This is a genomic window from Agrobacterium sp. M50-1, assembly GCF_049843495.1.
GTDB lineage: Bacteria > Pseudomonadota > Alphaproteobacteria > Rhizobiales > Rhizobiaceae > Agrobacterium > Agrobacterium radiobacter.
Window position 1 is genome coordinate 1 of sequence record NZ_JBBHZH010000007.1, and the last position, 23,603, is coordinate 23,603.

26 protein-coding genes and 3 pseudogenes are annotated in these 23,603 nt (G+C 59.7%); 15 read left to right on the forward strand and 14 right to left on the reverse strand.

Translation table 11 applies throughout. The features are described from left to right. Nucleotides 1-213: pseudogene (locus WDZ78_RS16855) on the reverse strand (hypothetical protein); the annotation flags it as partial. Between the two features lie 103 nt (nt 214-316). Beyond that, nucleotides 317-881, reverse strand: a pseudogene (locus WDZ78_RS16860) (transposase); the annotation flags it as partial. A 200-nt stretch (nt 882-1,081) separates the two neighbouring features. Between WDZ78_RS16860 and WDZ78_RS16865 the strand changes: the two are divergent. Continuing rightward, nucleotides 1,082-1,543: a hypothetical protein gene (locus tag WDZ78_RS16865; protein ID WP_425673661.1), complete on the forward strand. Its 462-nt coding sequence runs from the start codon at nt 1,082-1,084 to the stop codon at nt 1,541-1,543. On the opposite strand, the gene WDZ78_RS16870 is transcribed toward WDZ78_RS16865, so the two are convergent. The 4 genes and pseudogenes from WDZ78_RS16870 to WDZ78_RS16885 form a co-directional block, all read right to left on the reverse strand. Continuing rightward, nucleotides 1,540-2,295: an IS1595 family transposase gene (locus WDZ78_RS16870; RefSeq protein WP_425673662.1), complete on the reverse strand. Its 756-nt coding sequence runs from the start codon at nt 2,293-2,295 to the stop codon at nt 1,540-1,542. The two genes, WDZ78_RS16865 and WDZ78_RS16870, sit on opposite strands and share 4 nt — an antisense overlap. A gap of 127 nt (nt 2,296-2,422) precedes the next feature. Next, nucleotides 2,423-2,647 (reverse strand): annotated as a pseudogene (locus WDZ78_RS16875) (hypothetical protein); the annotation flags it as partial. Between the two features lie 232 nt (nt 2,648-2,879). Beyond that, a complete protein-coding gene (locus WDZ78_RS16880) occupies nt 2,880-3,392 on the reverse strand; it encodes a GNAT family N-acetyltransferase (RefSeq protein ID WP_425673663.1) in 513 nt (170 codons plus the stop codon). Between the two features lie 407 nt (nt 3,393-3,799). Continuing rightward, nucleotides 3,800-4,162 (reverse strand): hypothetical protein, encoded by a 363-nt coding sequence (locus WDZ78_RS16885; RefSeq protein ID WP_425673816.1) that lies wholly within the window; start codon nt 4,160-4,162, stop codon nt 3,800-3,802. A gap of 203 nt (nt 4,163-4,365) precedes the next feature. Here WDZ78_RS16885 and WDZ78_RS16890 point away from each other — a divergent pair, with 203 nt between their 5' ends. Then, nucleotides 4,366-6,060, forward strand: coding sequence for a dihydroxyacetone kinase family protein (locus WDZ78_RS16890; protein ID WP_425673664.1), 1,695 nt, complete (start codon nt 4,366-4,368; stop codon nt 6,058-6,060). Nucleotides 6,061-6,135: 75 nt separating this feature from the next. On the opposite strand, the gene WDZ78_RS16895 is transcribed toward WDZ78_RS16890, so the two are convergent. Then, nucleotides 6,136-6,594 carry an Lrp/AsnC family transcriptional regulator gene (locus WDZ78_RS16895; RefSeq protein ID WP_003504223.1) on the reverse strand — a complete coding sequence of 153 codons (459 nt, stop codon included), beginning with the start codon at nt 6,592-6,594 and terminating at the stop codon, nt 6,136-6,138. Nucleotides 6,595-6,717: 123 nt separating this feature from the next. On the opposite strand from WDZ78_RS16895, the gene WDZ78_RS16900 reads away from it, so the two are divergent. Then, nucleotides 6,718-8,001 (forward strand): cystathionine gamma-synthase family protein, encoded by a 1,284-nt coding sequence (locus WDZ78_RS16900; RefSeq protein WP_425673665.1) that lies wholly within the window; start codon nt 6,718-6,720, stop codon nt 7,999-8,001. 107 nt (nt 8,002-8,108) lie between these two features. Next, nucleotides 8,109-8,789, forward strand: a complete 681-nt coding sequence (locus tag WDZ78_RS16905; protein WP_425673666.1) for a DUF2161 domain-containing phosphodiesterase — start codon at nt 8,109-8,111, stop codon at nt 8,787-8,789. Between the two features lie 63 nt (nt 8,790-8,852). Here WDZ78_RS16905 and WDZ78_RS16910 read toward each other — a convergent pair whose 3' ends face one another. Both WDZ78_RS16910 and WDZ78_RS16915 read right to left on the reverse strand, forming a co-directional pair. Further along, nucleotides 8,853-9,782, reverse strand: a complete 930-nt coding sequence (locus tag WDZ78_RS16910) for an MYG1 family protein (RefSeq protein WP_425673667.1) — start codon at nt 9,780-9,782, stop codon at nt 8,853-8,855. Between the two features lie 121 nt (nt 9,783-9,903). After that, the gene (locus tag WDZ78_RS16915; protein WP_425673668.1) at nt 9,904-11,148 is read right to left on the reverse strand and encodes an MFS transporter; all 1,245 of its coding nucleotides are present in this window, start codon (nt 11,146-11,148) and stop codon (nt 9,904-9,906) included. Between the two features lie 91 nt (nt 11,149-11,239). Here WDZ78_RS16915 and WDZ78_RS16920 point away from each other — a divergent pair, with 91 nt between their 5' ends. Beyond that, entirely contained in the window at nt 11,240-12,097 is an 858-nt protein-coding gene (locus tag WDZ78_RS16920) for a LysR family transcriptional regulator (protein ID WP_020010134.1), read from the forward strand. Nucleotides 12,098-12,145: 48 nt separating this feature from the next. Here WDZ78_RS16920 and WDZ78_RS16925 read toward each other — a convergent pair whose 3' ends face one another. Both WDZ78_RS16925 and WDZ78_RS16930 read right to left on the reverse strand, forming a co-directional pair. Continuing rightward, nucleotides 12,146-12,754, reverse strand: coding sequence for a nucleotidyltransferase domain-containing protein (locus tag WDZ78_RS16925; RefSeq protein WP_020010135.1), 609 nt, complete (start codon nt 12,752-12,754; stop codon nt 12,146-12,148). A gap of 55 nt (nt 12,755-12,809) precedes the next feature. After that, nucleotides 12,810-14,162: a PLP-dependent aminotransferase family protein gene (locus tag WDZ78_RS16930; RefSeq protein ID WP_425673669.1), complete on the reverse strand. Its 1,353-nt coding sequence runs from the start codon at nt 14,160-14,162 to the stop codon at nt 12,810-12,812. A 132-nt stretch (nt 14,163-14,294) separates the two neighbouring features. On the opposite strand from WDZ78_RS16930, the gene WDZ78_RS16935 reads away from it, so the two are divergent. From WDZ78_RS16935 to WDZ78_RS16955, 5 genes are all read left to right on the forward strand, one after another. Then, nucleotides 14,295-14,699, forward strand: a complete 405-nt coding sequence (locus tag WDZ78_RS16935) for a VOC family protein (RefSeq protein ID WP_020010137.1) — start codon at nt 14,295-14,297, stop codon at nt 14,697-14,699. Nucleotides 14,700-14,737: 38 nt separating this feature from the next. Next, nucleotides 14,738-15,367 (forward strand): LysE family translocator, encoded by a 630-nt coding sequence (locus WDZ78_RS16940; protein ID WP_425673670.1) that lies wholly within the window; start codon nt 14,738-14,740, stop codon nt 15,365-15,367. A gap of 50 nt (nt 15,368-15,417) precedes the next feature. Next, nucleotides 15,418-16,263 (forward strand): PhzF family phenazine biosynthesis protein, encoded by an 846-nt coding sequence (locus WDZ78_RS16945; RefSeq protein ID WP_425673671.1) that lies wholly within the window; start codon nt 15,418-15,420, stop codon nt 16,261-16,263. 27 nt (nt 16,264-16,290) lie between these two features. After that, a complete protein-coding gene (locus WDZ78_RS16950; RefSeq protein WP_026363594.1) occupies nt 16,291-16,887 on the forward strand; it encodes an NUDIX domain-containing protein in 597 nt (198 codons plus the stop codon). A 146-nt stretch (nt 16,888-17,033) separates the two neighbouring features. After that, nucleotides 17,034-17,585 (forward strand): DinB family protein, encoded by a 552-nt coding sequence (locus tag WDZ78_RS16955; protein ID WP_425673672.1) that lies wholly within the window; start codon nt 17,034-17,036, stop codon nt 17,583-17,585. Between the two features lie 40 nt (nt 17,586-17,625). Here the strand turns inward: WDZ78_RS16955 and WDZ78_RS16960 are convergent, their stop codons facing one another. Continuing rightward, nucleotides 17,626-18,513 carry a LysR family transcriptional regulator gene (locus WDZ78_RS16960; RefSeq protein ID WP_425673673.1) on the reverse strand — a complete coding sequence of 296 codons (888 nt, stop codon included), beginning with the start codon at nt 18,511-18,513 and terminating at the stop codon, nt 17,626-17,628. A gap of 128 nt (nt 18,514-18,641) precedes the next feature. Between WDZ78_RS16960 and WDZ78_RS16965 the strand changes: the two genes are divergently transcribed. Then, on the forward strand, nt 18,642-18,995 hold the full coding sequence (locus tag WDZ78_RS16965; protein WP_425673674.1) for an antibiotic biosynthesis monooxygenase: 354 nt from the start codon (nt 18,642-18,644) through the stop codon (nt 18,993-18,995). A gap of 36 nt (nt 18,996-19,031) precedes the next feature. Here WDZ78_RS16965 and WDZ78_RS16970 read toward each other — a convergent pair whose 3' ends face one another. Continuing rightward, complete coding sequence (locus WDZ78_RS16970; protein WP_425673675.1) at nt 19,032-19,952, reverse strand: LysR family transcriptional regulator; 921 nt, start codon at nt 19,950-19,952, stop codon at nt 19,032-19,034. Between the two features lie 154 nt (nt 19,953-20,106). Here WDZ78_RS16970 and WDZ78_RS16975 point away from each other — a divergent pair, with 154 nt between their 5' ends. After that, the gene (locus tag WDZ78_RS16975) at nt 20,107-20,766 is read left to right on the forward strand and encodes a hydrolase (protein WP_020010145.1); all 660 of its coding nucleotides are present in this window, start codon (nt 20,107-20,109) and stop codon (nt 20,764-20,766) included. Nucleotides 20,767-20,793: 27 nt separating this feature from the next. Here the strand turns inward: WDZ78_RS16975 and WDZ78_RS16980 are convergent, their stop codons facing one another. After that, nucleotides 20,794-20,994 (reverse strand): hypothetical protein, encoded by a 201-nt coding sequence (locus WDZ78_RS16980; protein ID WP_425673676.1) that lies wholly within the window; start codon nt 20,992-20,994, stop codon nt 20,794-20,796. An 87-nt stretch (nt 20,995-21,081) separates the two neighbouring features. Here WDZ78_RS16980 and WDZ78_RS16985 point away from each other — a divergent pair, with 87 nt between their 5' ends. From WDZ78_RS16985 to WDZ78_RS16995, 3 genes are all read left to right on the forward strand, one after another. Continuing rightward, the gene (locus WDZ78_RS16985; protein ID WP_026363596.1) at nt 21,082-21,990 is read left to right on the forward strand and encodes a LysR family transcriptional regulator; all 909 of its coding nucleotides are present in this window, start codon (nt 21,082-21,084) and stop codon (nt 21,988-21,990) included. A 147-nt stretch (nt 21,991-22,137) separates the two neighbouring features. Continuing rightward, entirely contained in the window at nt 22,138-22,920 is a 783-nt protein-coding gene (locus WDZ78_RS16990; RefSeq protein WP_034501111.1) for a carbon-nitrogen hydrolase family protein, read from the forward strand. Nucleotides 22,921-22,935: 15 nt separating this feature from the next. After that, entirely contained in the window at nt 22,936-23,601 is a 666-nt protein-coding gene (locus WDZ78_RS16995) for an RraA family protein (protein ID WP_020010150.1), read from the forward strand. Nucleotides 23,602-23,603: the final 2 nt, after the last annotated feature.

A 23,603-nucleotide genomic window follows, 5' to 3' on the forward strand; every position in this document is an offset into this window, starting at 1 on the left:
GGTCACTTCCCATACGAGCGCAATCCCTTGTCGCCTCATTGCAGCGTGAACTGCAAGCGACGGATCGTCGAACGTTGGCTCGATCGTACCGGCGTTCAGATACTTCGCGATCGTGTTGCGCGACAGCCCGGTGCGCCGGCTGATCTCCCGTATCGACTGCTTCTCACGCAGCGCCATCCGACGGATGATATTTAAAAGTCCCATGTGGATCACTCCGTTGCCCCCGTCGCTCTCCGCGTTGGGGGAAGGTTCACATGGCTCAATTCTCAATGGAAATTATGCGCCTAACCGGCTCAGTTCTGCGTGGAAACCAACACTGGCGTGGCTCGATCCTCAGGTTCAATTCCAGTTCGCGATAGATGCGATAGACCCGCTTGTGGTTCCAGCGATGCCCACGGACATTGCGCAGGTAGAGAAAGCACAGGCCGAATCCCCAGCTCTTCTTGGCCCGCGTTAATCCGATGAGCAGATCGGCGATCTCCTCATTATTGTCGTTCAGCTTGGCGCTATAACGATAGCAGGTCTCGCTGACACCAAAGGTGCGGCAGGCGAGCGCGATGCTCACCCCACGAACGCCACTGCCTTCCCGGCCACCTCCCGGCGTTGAGATGGCCGTGTCACTTTTTTACCAAAGCCTCTTTGAGCAATTCGGCCTGCATGCTCATCTCGGCATACATCTTCTTCAACCGTCGGTTCTCATCTTCCAGGGACTTCATCTGACTGATCATGGACGCGTCCATACCACCATATTTGGCTCGCCATTTGTAGAACGACGCCGTGCTCATTCCATGCTCCCGGCACAAATCTGGCACGGGGATGCCGCCTTGCGCCTGGCGCAAGATGGCGAGGATTTGCGGTTCACTGAATCTGCTCGTCTTCATCAAAATCTCCTCGTTCATAAAGCCCGGGAAAATTCTACTTTTGAAACCCGTTATTTACCGGGGGGATTACCACGCTGCTTAAGCAAACCTCATAAGTACGTCGGATCTGGGGTCTGGTATTTGCGGCATTATGGAGCAAGTGCCACAAGATTCCCGTGACGGCTGATGCTATCTCCTGAGGGGCCTCGGGAGTGTTGCGTATGGTGGAAATCGTAGACGAATTGAAAGCGAAACTGGGTGAGATCGATGCCAAAATCGAGGGGCTGCGGCGCGAGATCGTCGTTCTTGACGATCAAAAGGCGGCCTTTGAAAAAGTGATCAGGGTTTACGATCCTGACTTCGAACTGGCTGCGCCGCCCTTGAAGGCACGCCGTGCCTCGTCCCGAGAAACGGCTAGCGGTTGCGTCACCGAACTCCTCAAGGGCAGGAACAACCGCCATATCGTGCTCGACGCCTTGCGCCGCTCGGAGCGTCCGACGACGGCAGCGGAGATCGCAGAGAAGTTCGCGAGCGAGGCCGACCTCGGAAGCGAAGCAGCACGCCTGGAATCTGCCCTCACCAGCAGGTTCTCCGCAACGCTGAACGGCTTGGTGAAGCAGGGGCTGGTGCGACAGGCTGGTACCGCAGATGGTCGCCGCCACCTCTGGGAAATTAGCCGCTAGTCGGGCGGCTCACCCTGCAGCCAAACCTGGTCGACGATGTTCTGGGCCGCGCATTGCCAATACCCGCAGAGGTTCCGCGACGTCGGCCTGGAGGTAATCGTTCGAAGGAGATCGGCGAACTGCCAGCGCAAACCCATGTAACGCGTGTCCTCCTTCCAGGACAGCATCGCCATGTACCAATCGAGGTACTTCGTGGAGAAGCGGTGGTTGATGCCTTTGTAGGCCTTCTCGACGCGGCTGAAGAAGCTCTCAATCACGTTCGAGTTCGTACCGTCGTCCTCCTGGTATCGCAGGCTGTGGTTCACGCGGGTAAGCGCGACGAGGCCGATTAGGTCGTCATACGCCTTGTGCTCGTCGGCGATCAGGAGCGCCTTCCGATCGACGTGCTTGATGACGGCGGCCCAGGCGCCCTTGCCGTTCTCATCCATGATCACCCTCGTCAACGTCCTGTTCGGCGCATGTCGGTTGGACTCGCGCAGCGCCAGGACACACATGCGCTTGCCGTTCTGGTTCTCCTTCTCGCGCCCGTCCTTACGCTCCTCCTTCTTATTCGCCTTGCGGAGCACGCCGCCGACATACTTGCCGTCGATCTGCACCGTGCCCTGGAGCTTGATCGTATTGCGTCGAAGGCCGACGGCCTCGCGGAGCTTCTGGAGCAGGACGTAGGCGGTCTTGTACTGGACGTTGAGCTTGCGGCTCAGGTGAAGCGCTGCCATACCCTTGGCGGCCGTGATCTCCTCCCAGATCGCCATGATGATCTTTTTGAACGAAAGCTTCCGGTTGGCGAACACCGTCCCCGGATGTCACCGAGAACTCGACGCGGCATTCCGGCTCCGAGCATCGGAAACGACGTCGGCGAACGCAATAGGGTTCCAGGCCGCCGCAGCGCGGGCAATAAGGCTTGCCGCCGTTGCCGGCCCAGCGGAAGTCAACGAACAGGCCGTAGGCGTCGTCCTCGGAGAGCGACCTGACCTTCTCGGGATCGAGATCGCGGCCATTCGGGCGCAGAAGTGGATGCTGCCCAAAGCCTTCTTTCGGGTCAGGCCATGCGCAACGGTCGTATTTCGAACCTCCGGTCTCCCGCGGCGAAGGGGTCGTAGGAATTCGGGCTCAGGATAGGAATTCGCTTCTGGAGCATGTTCAGGTTTCCGGTCGATACGCAGGACATAGGCGGACAGCTCCGTCGGAGTGACGGAAACGGAAGGTCACCGCTCTATTCGTATTAGTCTGAACATGAAGGTCCCATACCAGGGCATCCAGGAGGAGTCGAGAGGGTTTGGGCATTCCTTTGGGGAGCGCGTCTATGCCTGGCCAATTTAGACGAAACCCTTTTGCGTTATCCCATGCGGGCACCGATCAGCCGATACATCATAATCTCATCAATTCTGACGCCTTCATGGAGGAAACCACCTGGAATTCGCCCTATCTCGACGAAGCCTTCCCGCCGATAGAAGCCGCATGCTGCAGGATTTTCGGCGCTTACAGCAAGTTCTAACTGCCCAATTCCGTGGTCGCGGGCATAGTTAGTTACTGTTTCCAGAAGTTTCCCAGCGAGACCCGTTCCACGCAGGCTCGTTCGCACATAAACCATCACAATGGTTGCTCGAAGCGTTGTCTTGCTGGGCTTCTGCCACATGAGGCCCACAATGCCGACCGGTTCGTCATTTTGAAAGGCAACGAAAACTGGCATTTCGACCAATCGACTGCGCCATTCATCGAGAGAAAGTATCTCCCAATCTTCCGCGCGGCTCGCGTATGCCGCAGGCTCTGCGCGTAGTGCTTCAATTCGAATCTGCTTGAATGTCGGCGCGTCATCTGGAGCTAACAACTTAATCAATCCCTCAGACATCCTGTCGCCCCAAGCCTTCGAAGGTACATTTGCGCGCAAAAATTGCACCGCCAATTCCGATACGGGATAGCATCGGTTTGGTTCACAATGCAATTATGATGTCTGTTCGCTCATGATGGAATGATCGGGCACTATAGCTGGTGTGCCTTGTGGCACTTGCTCCATAATACCGGGTATTTGCAATTTGAGTTGCGTTCCGTCGCAACCATTGATTAATTATTAGACGGCTACTTGGATTGAATGTCGGTATCGGTGGCTGCGAGCCCCGCGACCAATTCAGCCCGCTTCATGCGCGCTTTTTTGTTGTCAACGGAAAGATTTACGCCACGCTATACCACGATACTGAGGACTATCATCCGGCGCGCCATAATAACACATTGGCGGTGGTTCCTCCGACTCCGAAGACTTCAGGCTTCGACAGGTTCGCTAACGTCGTCCAGAAGAAAGTGCACGATCACATAACGCGTCGTGTATTTCTGACCGCTATCGGAGACGCTTTCAACGCTGCCGCCGTCGGAGGGATGCCATTTCTGATAGTGGGGATTGTTGGTTATCAGCGTGATCGCCTTGCCAGCGAAGCTGCCGTTCAGCCGATAGCGAGCCTCTGCTAAGCTCCAGATCTTCTCAAAATCCTCCTGGCTGATCCGGACTTTCAGGGCTTTTCTGGAGGTTGCTTTTCCAGGCGAGCCATCGTCGCCTGCCGCCGGTGGAACATGCAGGTCAACCTCTTCCGCACCATCAAGCAGAAAGGCAAATTCGTCTGGCCACATCCGTCTCACGTATCGCTCCTCCCAAAGCTTACCGCCCCACAGCACAATCATGATAGCGCGTCCGCCGCGAGAGGCAATGGCGGAAATGTACCTGCGTTTCGAATGCCCGGAACTTGAAATCGGCCGGGAGATCGTGCTTGTTCACGATCAGCAGGGCGCGTTTGCGTCCACCGTCAGTTGAGAACTGCATCGAGGAGTAAGGCATGAAGAAGCTCATCAACGATCCAGCCACCGTTGTGCGGGACATGCTTGAAGGGGTGGTGGCGCTTAGCCCGGCGACGGTTCTGCTAGCAGATGAGAATGTTGTGATCCGGTCCGGTCTTCCCGAAACGGAAAAGCGGAAGGTGGCGGTCCTGTCGGGTGGAGGCAGCGGACATGAACCAGCCCACGCCGGCTATGTCGGTGCGGGCATGTTGACCGTTGCGGTGGCAGGCGATGTCTTCACTTCGCCCAGCACCGATGCGGTTCTTGCCGGTATAAAGGCTGCAGCCGGCCCCGCCGGCGCTCTGGTTATCGTCAAGAATTATACGGGCGACCGGCTGAATTTCGGATTGGCGGCCGAGCTGGCAAGGGCTGAAGGAATTCCGGTCGAGATCGTGGTCGTTGCCGATGATGTCGCGCTGAAGGACACGGTTCCGGCGGATCGCCGCCGAGGTATTGCGGGTACGGTGCTTGTTCACAAAGTCGCGGGCGCGGCCGCGGAGCAGGGACTTCCCCTTCAGGAGGTGACCCGGATCGCCCGGAAAGCCGCCGAAAAACTGTCCTCAATGGGAGTATCGCTGGGGTCCTGCACGCTCCCTGCTGTCGGCAGGCCGGGCTTCGTCCTTGGCGACGCTGAAATAGAGGTCGGGCTTGGAATCCATGGCGAGCAGGGTGTACGACGGATGCCTGTCGCATCGGCGGACGAGCTTGTGAAGCTGGTGCTTGAAACGATCGAAGCCGATGGCAGGCTGAAAAGCGGAGAGCGGGTGGCGCTCCTGGTCAACGGGCTGGGATCAACGCCGCCAATGGAACTTGCGGTGGTGGCGCGATCAGCGGTCGCACGCCTGGAAGCGAAGGGCGTCGTGGTCGAGCGGGCCTGGGCCGGCACTTTCCTCTCCGCTCTCGACATGCCGGGCTTTTCACTATCGGTCATGCATGTGGACGATGCAAGGCTGAGCCTCATGGATGCGCCAACCGATGCCGGTGCATGGCCGCGCGGCGGTGCGGTGAACCGCGAGCGGGTCCTGCCTTCGGCAGGCGTCGAGAAGAGCGTGACTGCGGAAAACAGGATGACAGCAGCCGGTGAGCGACTGCGTGCCGACGCAGAGCTGGTTGCCGGAGCCCTGATCGCCGCGGAGCCCAAACTGACGCAGCTGGACAGTGTTACGGGCGACGGTGACCTCGGAACAAGCATGGCGCGGGGCGCTGAAGCGATCCTGGCGCTGCCCATGGAGAGCTTCGCAGATGTCTCCGGTGGATTGATGGCGATGGCAAACGCGATGCGCAAGGCGATCGGCGGAAGCTCTGGCCCCTTTTACGCCACGGGCCTGATGCGCGCCTCGCGCCATCTTGCCGGCATCGAAAAGCCGACGGCCCAGCAGATGGCGGAAGCATTCGTTGCCGCCGTTGAAGCTGTGTCTGAACTCGGTGGTGCGAAGCCGGGGGACCGCACGATGATAGATGCGCTTCATCCGGCGGCAGAAACCTTCCGGGATAAACTCGCAGGCGGAGCTTCGGCCGAAGAGGCCTGGCGATCCGCGGTGGCGGCAGGCGTCGCCGGCGCCGAGGCGACGGCGTCGATGAAGCCGCGGCTCGGGCGCGCGAGCTATCTTGGCGAGCGGGCGGTCGGACATCTTGATGCGGGAGCGGTCGCCGTCAGTGTGTGGCTTGAAGCAATCAGGAACGATGAGCGCTGACGGGCCGCTGGCCGGCGCAGGCGTCGTCGCCCGACGCCCGTGAATATATTGCGCCGGCTCCGGCGGCCTTGAAGCTCAGATACGCCGCGCCTTGATCGTGTTCATGACGAAGCTGGTCTCGATGGTGTCGACGCATTTCAGCTTGGCAATCTTGTCCTTGATGAAGCGCTCGTAGTCCTCCAGCCCACCGCACATGACCTTGAGCATATAGTCCCGCGGACCCGTGACGAGGTGACATTCGAGAACCTCGTCCCAGTCAAGAACGGCCGCCTCGAACATACGGATTTCGTCATCGTGCTGACGGCTGAGGCGGATGGAGGCAAGGGCGGTCATGGTCCATCCCTCGATTGCCGGATCGATGATCGCGGAATATCCTTTGATCGCGCCTATCTCTTCCAGGCGTCGAAGCCGTCGCAGGCACGCCGATGCCGAAAGCCCGACCCGCTCGGCAAGTTCGTTGTTCGTGATCCGCGCATCGGCAGACAGTTCCTTGAGTATCCTGCTGTCGATTGGGTCTGCAATTTTCTGCGACATAAATGACAATTCTCCGCAATATATTGCTTCATGAGACAGCTCGACGCTTCAGAATGCAAGATATTTTGGTTTCACTGCGTGTAATCTGCAGGTAATTCAACGCCAGCTGAGGGATCATCGGAAATGACCGCGCCGCATCCATCCAAAACCCATATCGGCAACCACGCTCTCCATCCTGAAACGCAGATGCTCAATTATGGGTATGATCCGGAATTGTCGGAGGGCGCCGTAAAGCCTCCCGTGTTCCTGACATCGACCTTCGTCTTCAAATCGGCAGAAGACGGGCGCGACTTCTTCGACTACGTCTCCGGGCGCAAGGAGCCGCCGGAGGGCAGGGGCGCGGGCCTCGTCTATTCGCGTTTCAACCACCCGAACAGCGAGATTGTCGAGGATCGCCTTGCCGTTTATGAACGAACTGAGAGTTGCGCGCTTTTTTCCTCCGGCATGTCCGCCATTTCGACAACGCTTTTCGCCTTCGTCCGGCCGGGCGACACCGTGCTCCATTCCCAGCCCCTTTATGGCGGTACGGAGACGCTGCTGGCGAAGACCTTCCATAATTTCGGCGTCTCGGCAGTGGGTTTCGCCGACGGTGTCAGCCAGACCTCGGTGATGGCAGCCGCAGAAGAAGCGATGGCGAAAGGCAGGGTGTCAGTCATCCTCATCGAGACCCCCGCCAATCCGACAAACAGCATTGTCGACGTCGCGATGATAAGCCGGGTTGCCGATGTCATCGGCGAAAAGCAGGGGCACAGGCCCATCATCGCCTGCGACAATACGCTTCTTGGGCCCGTATTCCAGCGGCCCATCGAGCATGGCGCCGATATCTCGCTCTATTCACTGACGAAGTATGTTGGCGGGCACTCCGACCTCATCGCCGGCGCAGCGCTCGGCCGCAAGGATGTCATGAAGCAGGTGAAGGCATTGCGTGGAGCAATCGGCACGCAGCTCGATCCGCACTCATGCTGGATGCTTGGACGTTCCCTTGAGACGTTGCAAATCCGGATGGAGCGGGCGAACAGCAACGCCAGGGTCGTGGCTGAATTCCTGAACGCGCATCCCAAGGTCGAAAAAATCCATTACCTGCCGTTCAGCGATCCGGCATCCGCGGTTGGCAAGGTGTTTGCCGAACAGTGCTCCGGCGCAGGATCGACCTTCTCGTTCGACATCGTCGGCGGGCAGGCCGCCTCTTTCAAATTCCTCAATGCGCTCAACATATTCAAACTCGCGGTAAGTCTTGGGGGTACGGAGTCCCTTGCTTCTCACCCCGCGACGATGACGCATTCGGGAGTTCCTGCCGATGTCCGCCAGCGCATCGGTGTGCTTGATTCCACGATCCGGCTGTCTATCGGCATCGAACATCCCGATGATCTTGTCGCCGACCTGACCCTTGCCCTTGATCAGGCCTGACGACAGGTCGCGGACAATCTGTAACCACGCGCGCCAGCGGCTATAGAGGTTGTCCTGTGCAGGTGGATCGATGTATCTGGAGGGAACTTCACTAAACCTGCAGGCACATGGAAACGTCGCTTTATCTGCCCATCAAGGGCTTTCTCGAAAAGGCGGGTTACACCGTCAAGGGCGAAGTTGGCGGTTGCGACCTCGTCGGCTTGAGCGATGACGATCCGCCCGTCGTCGTGATTTGCGAGCTGAAACTGAGCTTCAACCTGGAACTCATCTTGCAGGCTGTCGATCGCGCGGCCATTGCGGACGAGGTCTGGATCGCGGCTCGGGTTTCAGCGAAGGGCAAGGGCCGCGAGGCCGACAGGCGTTACCGCGATCTCTGTCGCAGGCTCGGGATCGGCATGCTCGGCATTTCCGATACCGGTGAGGTCAGCGTGATCGTTGGCTCCATATCACCGATGCCGCGAACCAATCCGAAACGGCGGTCGCGGCTGATGCGTGAACACCAGAGGCGACGCGGCGATCCGACGGCGGGTGGCAGCACGCGCGCACCGATCATGACCGCGTACCGCCAGCAGGCGCTTGGCTGTGCCCTGGCGCTGGCATCAGGGCCGATGCGGGTGCGCCAGGTCAGATCCAGCGTACCGGATGCCGGGAAAATCCTGCTTTCGAATGTTTATGGCTGGTTCGAACGACAAGATCGAGGAGTCTACGGCCTGACCGAGGCCGGACGGGAAGCACTGCAGCGATGGCCGCAGCAGGATAGGCCGGCAACAGACACTGTTACCGGCTGACTTTTTCAGCAATGGAAGCTCGCGCCGCCACGGGATGCGGCCGGCCGCAGGGCCGGCTCCACATCAATGCTTTGCTGCGATTGCTTCCTTCACCGCCAGTTCCGCCATGGCCAGTGCAGCCTCACGGGTTCTGGCCGCTGCCACAAACCGGCCGTTATGGCAGAAGGTCGCGCCTTCGACGCCGCAAACCGCTTCGAGGTCTTTGTCCGTCAGGCCGGCCCAGGCCGCTGGCAGGTCGGCACGAAGCTCAAAGCCCTCATCCGCGCTGCGAATACCGGTCAGGCACCAGTCGCTGTTGCGCGGGTGAACGACAAAGAGCAGATGGTCGGCGCCTGCCTTCATGATGGCGGGTCGAAACGGCATTCCTACCGGCAGTTCCAGAATATGTCCCTCACCGGCATCCACGATAGCCCGGTTCACAAGCGCTTCGGCCCGCAATTTTGCAGCGCTGTTGGCAATCTTTGCCTCCACGAAGCTGCGGGCAACGGCCAGCGCCGCATGGAAACTGCGATTGTCCGCTTCGGGATCGGTCTCATCGAAAACAGGTTTCAGGGTTTCCAGCAGGACGGGCAGGGTCAGCCCGGCGAGCGGTCCGGCGATGGAGGGGCTGAGCGCGCCATTGTCAACCAGATCGACCGGCAGCACGAAGCTGGTGTCGAAAGAGGCGTGAATGGCTTCGATATGGTCTTCAGGAACACCAAACGCGGCAAGATAGTCGCGGCCGAAATGCCTCCAGATGAGGCCGAACGAGCTATAGGGTTGACCGTCGTCCCGTAGCGGCGCGCCGCGCTGGTGGTGATCAAAGATTCCCGCCGTCGGGTCATAAGCACCGCCGACATCGTAGATGATCCGGTCCGCGCCCGGCGTGATCCATTCGGGCGCCCTGCTGCGGATGAGGCGCGCCTGCGGGAAAAGCCGGGTGAGCACGACGCTGGAGAGGAGTTCGTCGGCATGGAAGCCACCGGAATGGGTGACGAGGAAGTCCGGGATCATGTCAGAATGCGCCTTGTTGCTTGCGGAAGGTCCGCCGGGATTTGATGCCCCTGATATCCTTTGCCGGACGTCACCTCAACCCGCTATTGCTGTCCATGACGTCGAGCACGCTTATCCCGTTTCAGGAGGAGCCGATTTGAGCCTTCGGCAGGCGCGGCGATGAGATTGCCAGGGGCAAAGCTGTCACAACGACAGGCACGATCAGTGCGGACCATGCTGCCCCATAACCAAAATGATCGACCAGAAGGCCGAATATGTAGGGGCCGATCGCCATGACCCCCAAACAGATCGTGGAAGCGAAGGCAATTGTCGATGCTATCGAACCCTTCGGCGCACTTTCGGCGATCTGCAGAAGGTAAAGTGGAAACCATCCGATCCCGAATATTCCGAGCACGGAAAGCACGAAGAGGACAATGGCCGGGGCAGTACCGATGGGGAGCGCCGCGAGGATTGCGGCAGCGCCTGCGGCGATGACGGATACCAGGCCGAACGATTGGGCGCGCAGTCCGGGCCGGAAGCGGTCGCTGAGCCATGGCAGCAGAATCCGGCCGGGAATGCCGGCAAGCTGCGTCGCGGCAAACATGGACGATGCGGCAAAGAGGCCAAACCCCAGCCCATCCGCCATGAAGCCGATAGCGTGTGCGGTGAGGGTGAATTGAAATGCCGACATAGCGATACCGAGCCGCAACACGGGCCAGAAGCCCGAATTCTGCCCGACCTCGCGGATAAGTTTCGCCAGGGGAAGAGGGCGCTCGGTCTTTGCGGCAACATCGCCTCCTTCGCGATAGAGGCCCCAGAAGAGTGCGGCGCCCAGGACGGAAATACCGGCGCAGAGCCATGCCGCCGCGTGCCACCCGTAACGGACCGCCATGAACGGCAGGAGGGCGGCTGCGATCATGGTCCCGAATGGAACTGCGGCCTGCCGAAACCCTGTTGCTATGCCGCGTTTGGCAGGCGGGAACCAGCGCATGATCGCCCGCGTGCCTCCCGGCTGGACGGCAGCATAGGTGCCGCCGAGAAACGCGATGCAAACAAGCAGCGCCGGCAGGCTGTTGGCGAATGCCGCCGCGCAGGCCATTGCGAGCGCCATACCGAGCATGGCAATGCCGACGATGCGACGCTCACCGTGAATGTCGATGGCGCGGCCGAGCGTGAACATCGTCACGATCTGAACGCCGTTCATGACGGTCACGGCCAGTGAAGCGGATGCAAGGGAAATACCGAACGCTTCCCGCCAGAAGGGCACGAGAATGTAAATTCCCTGCGATACGAACGAGCCGGCGGTTTGCGTTGCGACTGCCACGGCAAGGACTGCCCAGATCCGGCTGTCGGTGGCGGGTGCGGGCGAGGAAATCTGTGACGACACGAAAAGCTCCTATCATGGGTTTTCGTGCAATAGCGCTCGCGACAACCTTATAGAATTAGGGGCTTGCGCATTTCAGCGATAACAGCTTGTTATGCAAAACATGCGCTCATTGGATCCCGAGGCCGTCGAGGCTTTTCTTCTTGTTGCCGAATTGCAGTCGTTCACACGGGTTGCAGGCGTGATGAACACATCACAGGCCGCTATCTCCCTGCGCCTGCGCCGGCTTGAGGACATGCTGGGGCATCGCCTCGTCGAACGGACGCCGCGCCGGGTGCGTTTGACGACGGCCGGCGAACGCTTTCTGGAGCCCGCGCGTGCTTATGTCGCGGCCGGCCGCCGTGCGCTTGATGTCTTTGGGCAGGAGCCGACCCGTCTGGCGATTGGTTTCACGCATCATTTGATCGGGGCCGACCTGCCTCGGATACTTCGCGTGATCAGCGAGCGCGAAACGAGCGTTACGCTTCACCTGCGCACGGCCGGTACGAGGACCCTGCTTGAACTCTATGATGCCGGTGAGCTCGACGCGATCGTCGTGTTGCGGCATGACGATATCCGCCGGGATGGCGAGCTGCTGTTTCAGGAAAGCTTCGGCTGGTATTGCAGCGCGGATTTTGATCTGCCTTCGAACGCGCCGGTGCCGCTGGTGCTGCAACCCGAACCCTGCAATTTGCGGGCCATGGCCCTTCGGGCGCTGGAGGCGGCGGACATCGCCTGGCGCGAGGTGTTCGTCGGGACAGGCGCAACGGCGGTTGGAGCTGCTGCGGAAGCCGGGATCGGCGTCGCATTGCTGGCGCGAAGTGTTGCGCCTGCCGGTTTGCGGGAGATGAGGGACGGCCTGCTTCCACAACTCGCAAAGCTGGATGTGGTGATGATTTCCGCGATCACGGGCGATCACGCGAACGCGGTGCTGAGACGGATCACGCGGGCATTTCAGTCGCCTCGAACCTGAAATGCTATTTTCGAATTTCGAACGAGACCACAATAAGGCAGCCTGAGATCACAGCGCCTGTATCCAATCGTGACCCGGGTGAAGGCGGGCGAGGCAGTCTTTGAGCCATTGGCGTTCCGAAAGAGGTAACCCTGGCTGGGCTCTTGCGAAGTCTTCCTCGTCCTTGGTGCGTCTGTGCTTCGCCTTGAACAGAAGCACGGCGGAGGGACTAAGGTAAGGGATGCCGTTGGCGGTCAGCGACACCATTTCGATACGGGGTCGCGTCATTTCCGGATCTCTCTTGTAAACCCAGGTGTCGTTCGTTCCCGGCTCGATCATCATATCGGCGCGCCAGCATCCGGCAGCGCGATCGAAGCACCAGATCTGGAAAATCTCGGGAGCCGGATCCCGATCCGCCGGCAGCGGTTCGATAACGCCATCGTTGACGGTGTAGAACGCCATGTCACCCAGCTTCCGGCGAAAGATGCCTACATCTTCGCGCAGCACCGTGAATTCAAGATCATCGTGCTCGCGTGTCTTGCTTCCCTGCCACAGGTCGAGAGCCCAACCGCCAACAACGCACCATGGCCTCGACACGCCATCCAGTCGCCGGGACAATTCGGCGGGGCTCCAAGCGTCCCAGGCGTCCTGGTCCGGTATAGGCGGGTGATCATTCATGATATATGGTCGCTTTCATTCAATTCTCGTGCTGTCGCCCTGTTTCCTGATGGCGTCAAGCCCCGCGTTTCAGCAGCCCGGCCAGAAGCTTAAGCGCTTCCGTGAGATCGTCGAACGACGGGCCGCCGAGGCAGAGGCGAATACCGCTCGCCTGATCATCAGGGTTCACCAGCATGGCTTTCGGAGGGGTCAGCTTGATGCGCATTGCCGCAGCGGCGAATGCAAAGCGACTGGCGTCGTCGTGCTCCATTGGCAGCCAGACATTATATGCATCGGGATGTGAGCCAAGCTGGTTCGTGCCGAGCAGGGAAACGGCCAGATTGGAGCGCCGTTGGGCCTCGTGGCGCAGATCGCGCTGAATTGAAGAGATGATGCCGGAGGTCAGCCAGTCCTCAACCACTGCGCAGGAGAGGGCGGATGGGGCCATCGGCATGTCCTGCAGAAGGTCTTCGGCGGTGTCATGCAGCCCGGCCGGTAAAGCAAGGACGCCGATCTGCAAGCCGGGGCCAAGGGATTTGGAGAGCCCGTTCACATGAAACGAGATTTCAGGAGCCAATGACGCCAGCGGCGGCAAGGCTTCCGCGGATGCCGCATAAACACCGTCCTCGATGATCCACACGCCCGCCCGGCGGCAAATATCCGCAATGATCTGCCGCCGCGCCGCCCCCATGGTGACGGTTGTTGGATTATGCAGGGTCGGCGTCAGATAGATCGCTTTGCAGTCACTCGGTGGGGTGCCATCCAGCGCCGCCGCCAGTGCTTCCGGCACCATGCCTTCGGCATCGATTTCGACGCCCTGCATCCGGTATCCTTTCCGCCGGGCCAGCGCGATGGCGCCGGGATAGGTGATCCGTTCAGTCAGGAGCAGGCCCTTGGGGCCACAGGCGAGATCGAAGGCCAGGGCCAGCGCCTGACGGGCGCCGCTCGTCAGCACCAGATGCGAGGGATCGATCGTCAGACCCTGCGTTTCGAGCCAGCGGGCCAGAACGCGGCGGTGTTCCAGATGTCCCGCGGGCGGGGCATAAAGATTGATATGATCCGCATCGATCCTGCGCGCGATCCCCGTCAGGGTCTTTGCGAGAATGCGGGCATTGAGCGTGGCCGGCGGCGCATTGGACGAGAGGTCGATCTGCCGGTCGTTATGCGCTTCCTGGATTGCCACGAATGTTCCCCGGCCCTTGACGCTGCGTGTCAGCCCGCGCCGTTCAAGAACGGAATAGGCTTTTGTCACCGTGCCAAGGCCCACCCCCAGTTTCCACGCGAGATCGCGATGGGCGGGCAGGCGGTCACCGCCTGTCAGCCGCCCCTCGATGATGTCGTCGGCAAGGGCAAGCACCAGTCGTTCTGCGGCATTCGCCTCAATGTCTGCAAGACGGGGGGTCCAGGGAGATTGCAGCAGCACGTTCATACCTTCGATAAAAGTGTCACGTTACACTATTTCAATAAACAGCAAGTGTAACATGGGCTATGACGAGGCTGATTGATATCCACACTTTGCGGCGGCCGGCCTGCCATCCTGCCGGCGCGCTTAGAGGATCAAATGTTCAGCCATGTAACCGTCGGAACGCGTGATCTCGAGCGGGCGGAACGCTTTTATGACGCCGTGCTTGCTCCGCTCGGCCTGAAGCGGCGAACCGTGAGCCCCGATGGCGGGCCTGCGGCGCTTTGCTGGGCGAGAGCGCAATCCCCGTTGCCACGCTTTTATGTCTATCAGCCTTTCAACGGCGAACCGGCAACGGTTGGCAACGGCGGCATGGTTGCCTTTCTGGCGCCGTCGGCAGAGGCGGTGAGTGTGGCTTATGCCGGCGGCCTTGATCATGGCGGCATGGGCGAAGGAGCGCCCGGGCCGCGTCCGCATTATGGCGAGGGCTATTTCGGCGCCTATCTGCGTGATCCTGACGGCAACAAGGTCCACATCGTGCATCGCGGAGACCTCCGGCAATAGTGCTTGGAAAATCTGTCCTGTTTCCGGAGAAAGTCAGAATGATCGCCAGCCAGATCGCCCTCGTTTACGGCACCTATATCGTCGCCACCGCCAGCCCGGGCCCGAGCAACATGGCGATCATGGGAACGGCGATGCGCGACGGCCGTCTGCCCGCCCTTGTCTTGACCGCCGGTGTCATCACCGGCTCGCTGTTCTGGGCGACCCTGGCGGCGACGGGCATGTCGGCCGCGCTGGCCGCCTATGCCCAGGCGCTTTTCGTCATCAAGATATTCGGCGGTGTTTACCTGCTGTATCTGGCTTTTCGAGCTGGCAGGTCGGCCATGAAGCCGGTCTCCGACTTTGCGGGTGTGGATACCGGGCGCGCGACGCCGCGCTACCGGGCGCTCTACCGGCAGGGTCTTCTCATGCATATCGGAAACCCGAAGGCCGTCATGGCCTGGATAGCGATCATGTCGCTGGGGTTTCGCGGGGACGCGCCTGCGGGCATGTTGCCGGCAATCATTGGCGGCTGCGCCATTCTCGGCGTTATCGTGTTCGGCAGCTATGCACTTCTCTTTTCCACCGCCCCGATGATTGCGCTCTACACCAGATTGCGGCGCTGGATCGAATCCGTGCTTTCCGTGGTATTTGCCGCCGCTGGGCTGAAACTGCTTCTCTGGCAGAACTGACGGGCCGTCCATCCGCGTTGCCAATCGAGCCTAACCGAAAGAACCGTGCCATGACCTTTGTTGTCCATATGATCGATGTATTCGGCTCCGGGCCGCTTTCCGGCAATCCGCTGGCGGTCGTCATCGGCGCTGATGCTTTGTCGACGGATGAAATGCAGCTGATGACGCGATGGTTCAACCTCTCCGAAACCACGTTCCTGCTGCGGCCCACCAATCCGCAGGCTGATTACCGGGTCAGGATATTTTCGCTGGACAGGGAATTGCCCTTTGCCGGGCATCCCACACTGGGCAGCTGCCATGCCTGGCTTTCCGCCAATGGCATACCCGGGAACGAAACGGCGATTGTTCAGGAATGCGGCGCCGGGCTGGTCACGATCCGGCGCTCGCATGGACGGCTTTCTTTTGCCGCTCCGCCGCTTATCCGTTCCGGCGCGCCGACGCCTGCCGAGCTGGAGGATGCGCGGCAGTTTTTGGGGATCGAGGCTTGCGACATCATCGATGCGGCATGGATCGATAATGGTCCCGGCTGGCTGGGGATCAGGATGGCGTCCGCCGAAAAGGTGCTTGGCATCACCCCGGCCCGCAGCTGGCCCCATCACATCGATATCGGCGTGGTTGGGCCCCATGCGAAAGGCGGCGAGACAGCTTTTGAGGTTCGCGCCTTCTTCAGCGATCATCTGGGCGCCATTGTCGAAGACCCCGTCACCGGAAGCCTCAACGCCTCATTGGCGCAATGGCTGTTCGCAACTGGCGTGGTTGGCGAAGACTATATCGCGGCGCAGGGAACGCGCCTTGGCCGCCATGGCCGTATCTACCTTACCCGCGATGATGCCGGCCAGATATGGGTCGGCGGCGAAACGCGCACGCATGTCGAAGGCCGTTTGCTCGGCCTTTGAAAGACAGATGAAAACGAGGTGATTTTGATGAATAGCAGTGTTTACCGCCCTATTTCCGAACGCGTATTGGCCGATGATTGGGGGCGGCTGACGAAGTATGAATATGAACTCCAGCTGAGGGACGGAAGCTGGCAACGGCAGACCCGGGAGGCATATGACCGCGGCAACGGGGCGACATGCCTGTTGTACAATCCGGCCAGCGACAACGTCCTGCTGACCCGCCAGTTCCGGTTGCCCGTTCTCCTGAATGGCGGCCTGGAATCCCTGATCGAGACACCGGCGGGGCTGCTGGAAGGCGCAGACCCGGCGACGCGAATGCGTGCGGAACTGATTGAGGAAACCGGTTATGAGGTTTCCGAACTTACGCATCTTTTCGATATCTATATGAGCCCCGGATCGGTCACGGAATATCTCGCCTTTTTCTATGGCGAATATGCCGAGAAACATAAGGTTGGAGCAGGTGGCGGTTCAGCGGACGAGGGCGAAGATATCGATGTTCTGGAAATCGCCTTGCCCGAGGCGATGGGGATGATCACCCGCGGCGATATTCGCGATGCCAAGACGATCATTCTGCTCCAGCATCTCGCTATCAGGCTTTTGCAGGAAAAGGCCACGGCGCGCTGATCTTCAGTTCCGGATTTATCTATCCGGGACAGGTGCCGATCATCTTCTCATGGTTTGCCGGCAACAATGCTTCCGGCCCGGCGCGTCAGCGCCGGATCAACCCGATCATCGTTTTTGAAATTTCAAAAATACGAAGGAGTTTCAGCATGGATATTGCGCCGCTCAGCCCCGTGCATGCACCCACCGCATCGGCAACAGGCACCCTGAAAATGCTGGTACGCTACAAAGCCTGGGCGAACGGGTTGACGTTCAGAAGCGTGATGGAGCTGCCGGAAGGTGAAGCCCTTCGGCAGAGGCCGACGCGGTTCGGAAACATGGTGCATACGCTGAACCACGTTTATGTGGTGGATGATATTTTCAGGCACCATCTACAAGGAAAGAAACACAGCTACACCGCCCGCAACACCGACCATACGCCCGCTATTGGCGAATTATGGGAAGCCGTTCAGGAAATGGACCGCTGGTATGTCGATATGGTCGACACCTGGTCGGACGGGGATCTCGCGAAAGCCGTTCATTTCGAATTTGTCGGAGGAGGAGAAGGCGTCATGACCCGCGCGCAGATCGTGCTGCATATCGTCAATCATGGCGCCTATCACCGCGGCTTTGTCGGCGACATGATGTATCAGGTGCCTTTTACGCCGCCGTCAAACGATCTTCCCGTCTTCATCAGGGATCATTATCGCGGCGTTTACTGAGCGCTTGCGCAGCGTTTTATGCCCTTTGCCCCCGGTGCGATCACCGGGCGAAAAGATTGGCGGCCATGTAGTCTACAAATGCTCTGACTTTTGGAGAAAGATATCGATTGGTCGGCCAGAGGACGCGGAAGGTCCCTGTGTCGGCCATATAGTCGTCCAGCAACGATACCAGTTTCCCTTCAGCGATTTCGGATGTCACGGCGAATGACGGCAGGCATGTTATGCCGAATGATCGCGCCGCAAGGTAGATCAGGGGTTCCAGCGTGCTAGCAACGGTGGCGACCGGCAGATCGATCCTGATCTCGCGCCCTTCGCGAACCAGCGGCCACGGTTCAAGCTTTCCGGAATTGGCGAAGCGATGGTGGAGACAGCGGTGCCGGACAAGATCTTCCGGAATGTCTGGACGGCCATGCGCTTCCAGGTAGCCGGGCGCCGCCACGATGCTGTGCCTGAAGGTGCCGAGCTTGCGGCTCATCAGCCGCGTGTCCCTGATCTCGCCGGTTCGGATGACGGCGTCGAATCCCTCTTCGATGACGTCAACCAGACGGTCTGTAAAATCAAGGTCGAGGCTGATTTCGGGATATGCCTCCATGAAGGCGGATATCGTCGGCATCAGCAACATGCCTGCCAGCGGCAGGCTCACACGCAGTTGCCCGCGCGGAACGGCCTGCGATCTCGACAATTGCGCCTGCGCGGTCTCATATTCCGACTGGATGCGCCGGCAAGTATCGAGGAAGAAACTCCCATCCTCCGTCAGGGCCATGCTGCGTGTCGAGCGATTGAACAGTCTTACGCCCAGCTCCTCCTCCAGACGTGCAATGGCTTTTCCGACCGCGGATCCTGAGATGCCGAGACGATGTCCGGCGGCCACGAAGCTTCCCGCTTCCGCCACCTGAATGAATATGCCGAGGGTTCCGAGCTTGTCCATGATGTCGCAATTAAGGAATTTTTGTCCGGTATGTCGAGAATAGAAGCTTATTTATCCGCTATTTTGCTTCCGATATCCAGATGTCGTCGCGGCTGAAAATGGCCCGAAGCTTCAAATGGAGATAATTCATGGAAACGAAACCTATCGCAGCTTTTGCGGGCTCGCCCGCTCCCACGACCTTCGTTGTCAACATCATTCATGCGCATCCGGGAAAGCAGGACGAAGCCTTCGCCATCATTCAGGATGTCGTCCACTATGTTGCCGAACGAAAGGAAGGGTTCCTCTGGAGCAGCCTTGCGAAAAGCACCGACGGAGAGACGGTCGTTAATGTCGAGGCCATTCAGGGAACCGGCAATGTCGACGAGTTCTTTTCCGATCCGCAATTCGTCGAAAAATTCCGGAAACTGGACATCGTCTCCAGGAGCGAGTTCCACACCTATACGGTTGGCGATCTGGTTCTGCCAAAACCCGCGGCCGTATGAAAGATTGAGCGACGTTCGGCTCTGAAAATGTGCCGGTCAGGTAGCTGCCGGGGGGCTTCCCCCGGCGTTGGAGAGGGATGCCGTCGCGGGGCCGTGGTCGAAGCACTCGATCAGCATTTCAGTGAGCACCCGGATTTTTCTGACGGGATGCTGCCCCGGCGGTCTGACGACATATATCCCGGCCGGGGGCGGTGGATGACGTTTCATCACCTGCACCAACTCGCCTGAGGCCAGATAATTTTTGACGAGATCCTCAGGCAGCACGGCGATCCCCAATCCGGCTGCTGCGGCGACGGCAAGAGCGACCCCATTATCGGCCTTGAACCGTCCCTGCGGGCGAAGAGTTATCACCGTGTCTCCATCCATCACCTGCCAGGTTTCCGTTCCCTGCATGAGAGCCTGATGGGTCACGAGTTCCTCCGGTGTCTCCGGAGAGCCGTGGACCCTGATATAGTCCGGGCTGGCGACGAAAATACCGTAGAGAGGACCGACGCGTCTGGCGACGAGGTTGGAGTCTGGAAGGGTGCCGACCCGGATCGCACAATCGTATCCTTCTGCGATGAGATCCACGAAACGATCAGTGTAGCAGGTCTGTATCTGGAGTTGAGGATGGCGGCGCGCCATCTGCGCAATCACCAGCGCGAAATGCGTTGGGCCAAAGGAGAGCGGCGCAGCAATCCGCAGGCGGCCGCGAAGTTCACCAGCCGGAAGGATTGTTTCCCTGGCCACATCGATTTCCGCTGAAATCCTTGCCGCATAGTCGCGGAAGGTTGCGCCCTCCTCGGTCAGGGAAGCGCCGCGTGTGGATCGGGCCAGAAGCTGGACGCCAAGCTCCGCTTCAAGCCGCACCAGCCGCCGGCTGACCATCGACTTGGAGATACCGAGACGCAGCGCGGCCGCTGTGACGCCTCCCGCATCCGCAACTTCGACGAATGTCCTGAAATCTTCAATATCCACGCGAGTGTTCCCCATTCTGCGACACAGCTTAGCACGGACAAGGACTACCGCATCAGAAACGGGAATGACAAGTTTCGCCCCGCGGCAGCGCCCAGGGGGTGCATGCCTTTTTGCGCAAGCGCGCTTCAATAAACCACCAACATAGGATGAACCCATGACCTTTCGAAACGGCCTTGATTCACTTCTCCGTCCCGAAGACTCGGTCCTCGTTCTGATCGATCACCAGCCCTATCAGTTAGCGAACCTGAACAGCCACGATCCGCAAGCCGTGGTCAACCTCACGACCGCGCTGGCAAAGCTGGCAAAAGCCTTCAATGTTCCGACCGTTCTCACCAGCGTGATCGCGGCGCGCGGGGGACTTCTCTTCAAGCAGATCACCGACGTGTTCCCAGGCCAGGAGGTCATCGACCGCACCTGGGTGAACACCTGGCAGGACGAGAATGTGGTGAACGCCGTCAAGGCGACCGGCCGCAAGCAACTGATCATCGCCGGCCTTTGGACCGAGGTCTGCGTCGCAATGCCGGTCATCCAGGCCGCCGGCGAAGGCTGGGACGTGACAGTGATCACCGACGCGTCGGGCGGGATTTCGAAGGAGTCTCACGAAGTTGCCGTCCAGCGCATGATCGCTGCCGGCGCGAACGTGATGACCGTGATGGCGCTTGCTGGCGAATGGCAGCGCGATTGGGCGCGCACGGAGCATGTCGAGGAACTGACCGAGATTCTCATCCAGCACTTCGGCGGCAGCGGCATTGCTTATCTCTGGGAGCAGCAGCTTCTCAACACGCCGGCGCCGACCACAAAGGGCGGACACTAGAACCGGGCAGGGATGACGGGCGTCTGTTTAGGCCCGCATCCCGTCCTCTCCGAATATGCGAATTGACCCCTCTGAATTGAGCAAGGCGTGCGGCCGCGACGGTTCCACTGTTGCCTCGACGCTGAAGGGGCTCTCCATTCGCAGCTGCATGGCGCCGCCGGCGCGATCCCCATGAGAAAGGGAGGCGCCGGCGGTGATCCCTTGCTTATCGGCGCGCGCATCGGACATACTGCCTCCTGAACCAAAAAGGCCAAGGGCAAGACGAAGCCAGAGATGCAAAGCTGGATCGCGGAGCCATGCGAGGAGATGGACCCCATGAACACGCGATTCCTCGAAACTTTCCTCTGGGCAGCACGATTGAGCAGCTTTTCGGCCGCTGCGGAACGTTTGCACACGACGCAGGCGTCAGTCTCCAACCGGATTGCGGCGCTGGAGCGTGAGCTCGGTGTGGTGCTGTTCACGCGCGATGTGCGCTGCGTCAACCTGACGCCCGCCGGTCGTCTGGCGCTGCAGCATGCCGAAAAGATCGTCAACCTCACCGGCGAGTTCCGGCAGATCGTCAGTAACCGGGAAGCGTTGAGGGGCACCGTGCGCATCGGTGCTGCGGATACGATCGTGTACGCCTGGCTGCCGCTGCTTATCCGCCGCATGAACGAACAATATCCCGGTGTCAGCCTCGATCTCACAATCGATACCAGCCTGAAACTTTCCCAGCGCATTCAGAACGGCGAGGTGGATGTCGGTTTCATCATGGGGCCGATCATGGCCGCCGATATCTACAACTCACCGCTCTGTACCTTCGAATCCTGCTGGGTCGGCGCGGTCGATCTGCCGCTGCCGGAAACCGGTGTCACGCTTGAAGATATCGCGCATTTTCCGCTGCTTACCTTCTCGACCGGGTCACAGCCGCACCAGGCATTGCGCGCGCTTCTCGATTCCCACGGCTTGTCCGACAGCCGTATCTATAATTCCAATTCGCTGTCGATCATGACCCGGCTGGTGGCCGCCGCCGTTGGTGTGGGCGCATTGCCGCGCGTTTTGGTGGACGGCATCATCAAATCGGGCGAAGCGCGTATTCTCGACATCACGCCGCCGGTGCCGCCCCTCACCTTTCACACGGTTTACCAGGAGCGTGGCGACAATGCGCTCGCCAGGGCCATCGCCGACATGGCGACTGAGATCGTCAGTGAAACCACCACGCAATGGATGACCGCTGCAGCTTAAATTTTATGCTGCGGCGCAAAATGATTAATCCATAAGCTTATCTTATGGGTTTCGATAGAGTTTTTCCGTTTGTAACGAAAACAGTTCCCGTTCTTAATTCTCCTCGCAACATGAGAGGAGAGCAACGTGAAAGTCTCACTTGTTCAAATGAATACCCAGAATGACAAGGCAGAAAATCTTAAGGTTGCTGCCGATTTGATTGAGAAGGCAGTGAAGTCTGATAATCCAGACCTTGTTGTTCTTCCAGAATACTTTGCATTTCTTGGAGATAACCCTCAGGAGATGCATGAAAGCGGCGAGGAATTTCCCGATGGTGAAATCTATACGCTGCTTTCGGGGCTGGCAAAGAAGCACGCAATTACGCTCCATGCCGGTTCCATCGTGGAGAAGGAAGGCAACCGCTTCTATAATTCGACACTCGTTTTCGGTCCTGATGGCAAGCAGATTGCCCGGTACCGCAAGATTCACCTGTTCGACGTCGATACGCCGAACGGCATCAGCTATCGCGAATCCGATTCCGTCGCCCGTGGTGAAGAGGTCGTGACCTATAAGGTCGGTGACAAGACGGTCGGTTGCGGCATTTGCTACGATATCCGCTTCCCGGAACTGTTCCGCGCCCTGCGGGACAAGGGCGCTGATGTCATCGTCCTGCCAGCCGCCTTCACGCTGATGACAGGCAAGGACCATTGGGAGGTGCTGGCTCGTGCCCGCGCCGTCGAAACCCAGACTTATTTCCTCGCTGTCGGCCAGATAGGCGCCCATGCGGGTGGCAAGAAGGCCTGCTGGGGTCATTCCATGGTCATCGACCCCTGGGGCCACATCATCGCCCAGTGCTCCGACACTGTCGGCACGGCGGGGGCCGCCCTCGATTTCGACTATTCGGCCAAGGTGCGCGCCAACGTGCCGGTGGCGAACCACCATGTTCTCTGATCGGAGAAAGACCTGATGTTTATCGTCAACCCCATGCCGGAACAGATCAGCGGCGACATTATCGAGCTTCTTGAGAAGGTCGAAGTCGCAACGATTGGTCATGTGCTTCACTCCGGCTTTGTCGATCCCGAAATCCGGGCCGTTCTTCCGGGCAAGCGCGTGGCGGGCACAGCCGTCACGCTGCGCATCCCGAACGCGGATTCGACCATGCTCCACTACCTGACGCAACTCGTGCGTCCGGGCGATATCGTCCTCATCGACCGTTGCGGTGATACCCGCCACGCCTGCTGGGGCGGCGTCATCACCAACACCATGAAGATGGCTGGCGTCAAAGCCGGCGTCGTTGATGGTCCGGCGACCGACTTCTCGGAGTTCACCAAGGTCGACATGCCCATGTGGTGCCGCGGCCCGTCGCCGATCACCACCAAAATCCTTGGTCTGGAAGGCGCGATCAACATTCCCATCAGCGTCGGCGGCCAGGTGATCAATCCGGGCGATGCGATCCTGTGCGATGAAAGCGGCGTCGTCGCCCTTCACCCAGATCAGGCACGCGCCATGGCGGAGCGCGCCATCGGCATGCAGGAAGCTGAACTCGTGCTTCTGGAGCGCCTGCGCAACGGCGAGAAGCTGCCTGATATTTCCGGGGCCAATAAATTTGTCCAGGCCAAGCTCAGCGCCTGACA

Bases quoted from the DNA above. Each gene is read 5' to 3' on its own strand.
- WDZ78_RS16865 (WP_425673661.1), top strand. From the start codon at position 1,082: ATGGTGGAAATCGTAGACGAATTGAAAGCGAAACTGGGTGAGATCGAT.
- WDZ78_RS16870 (WP_425673662.1), bottom strand. From the start codon at position 2,295: ATGGCGATCTGGGAGGAGATCACGGCCGCCAAGGGTATGGCAGCGCTT.
- WDZ78_RS16880 (WP_425673663.1), bottom strand. From the start codon at position 3,392: ATGTCTGAGGGATTGATTAAGTTGTTAGCTCCAGATGACGCGCCGACA.
- WDZ78_RS16885 (WP_425673816.1), bottom strand. From the start codon at position 4,162: ATGTGGCCAGACGAATTTGCCTTTCTGCTTGATGGTGCGGAAGAGGTT.
- WDZ78_RS16890 (WP_425673664.1), top strand. From the start codon at position 4,366: ATGAAGAAGCTCATCAACGATCCAGCCACCGTTGTGCGGGACATGCTT.
- WDZ78_RS16895 (WP_003504223.1), bottom strand. From the start codon at position 6,594: ATGTCGCAGAAAATTGCAGACCCAATCGACAGCAGGATACTCAAGGAA.
- WDZ78_RS16900 (WP_425673665.1), top strand. From the start codon at position 6,718: ATGACCGCGCCGCATCCATCCAAAACCCATATCGGCAACCACGCTCTC.
- WDZ78_RS16905 (WP_425673666.1), top strand. From the start codon at position 8,109: ATGGAAACGTCGCTTTATCTGCCCATCAAGGGCTTTCTCGAAAAGGCG.
- WDZ78_RS16910 (WP_425673667.1), bottom strand. From the start codon at position 9,782: ATGATCCCGGACTTCCTCGTCACCCATTCCGGTGGCTTCCATGCCGAC.
- WDZ78_RS16920 (WP_020010134.1), top strand. From the start codon at position 11,240: ATGCAAAACATGCGCTCATTGGATCCCGAGGCCGTCGAGGCTTTTCTT.
- WDZ78_RS16925 (WP_020010135.1), bottom strand. From the start codon at position 12,754: ATGAATGATCACCCGCCTATACCGGACCAGGACGCCTGGGACGCTTGG.
- WDZ78_RS16930 (WP_425673669.1), bottom strand. From the start codon at position 14,162: ATGAACGTGCTGCTGCAATCTCCCTGGACCCCCCGTCTTGCAGACATT.
- WDZ78_RS16935 (WP_020010137.1), top strand. From the start codon at position 14,295: ATGTTCAGCCATGTAACCGTCGGAACGCGTGATCTCGAGCGGGCGGAA.
- WDZ78_RS16940 (WP_425673670.1), top strand. From the start codon at position 14,738: ATGATCGCCAGCCAGATCGCCCTCGTTTACGGCACCTATATCGTCGCC.
- WDZ78_RS16945 (WP_425673671.1), top strand. From the start codon at position 15,418: ATGACCTTTGTTGTCCATATGATCGATGTATTCGGCTCCGGGCCGCTT.
- WDZ78_RS16950 (WP_026363594.1), top strand. From the start codon at position 16,291: ATGAATAGCAGTGTTTACCGCCCTATTTCCGAACGCGTATTGGCCGAT.
- WDZ78_RS16955 (WP_425673672.1), top strand. From the start codon at position 17,034: ATGGATATTGCGCCGCTCAGCCCCGTGCATGCACCCACCGCATCGGCA.
- WDZ78_RS16960 (WP_425673673.1), bottom strand. From the start codon at position 18,513: ATGGACAAGCTCGGAACCCTCGGCATATTCATTCAGGTGGCGGAAGCG.
- WDZ78_RS16965 (WP_425673674.1), top strand. From the start codon at position 18,642: ATGGAAACGAAACCTATCGCAGCTTTTGCGGGCTCGCCCGCTCCCACG.
- WDZ78_RS16975 (WP_020010145.1), top strand. From the start codon at position 20,107: ATGACCTTTCGAAACGGCCTTGATTCACTTCTCCGTCCCGAAGACTCG.
- WDZ78_RS16980 (WP_425673676.1), bottom strand. From the start codon at position 20,994: ATGTCCGATGCGCGCGCCGATAAGCAAGGGATCACCGCCGGCGCCTCC.
- WDZ78_RS16985 (WP_026363596.1), top strand. From the start codon at position 21,082: ATGAACACGCGATTCCTCGAAACTTTCCTCTGGGCAGCACGATTGAGC.
- WDZ78_RS16990 (WP_034501111.1), top strand. From the start codon at position 22,138: ATGAATACCCAGAATGACAAGGCAGAAAATCTTAAGGTTGCTGCCGAT.
- WDZ78_RS16995 (WP_020010150.1), top strand. From the start codon at position 22,936: ATGTTTATCGTCAACCCCATGCCGGAACAGATCAGCGGCGACATTATC.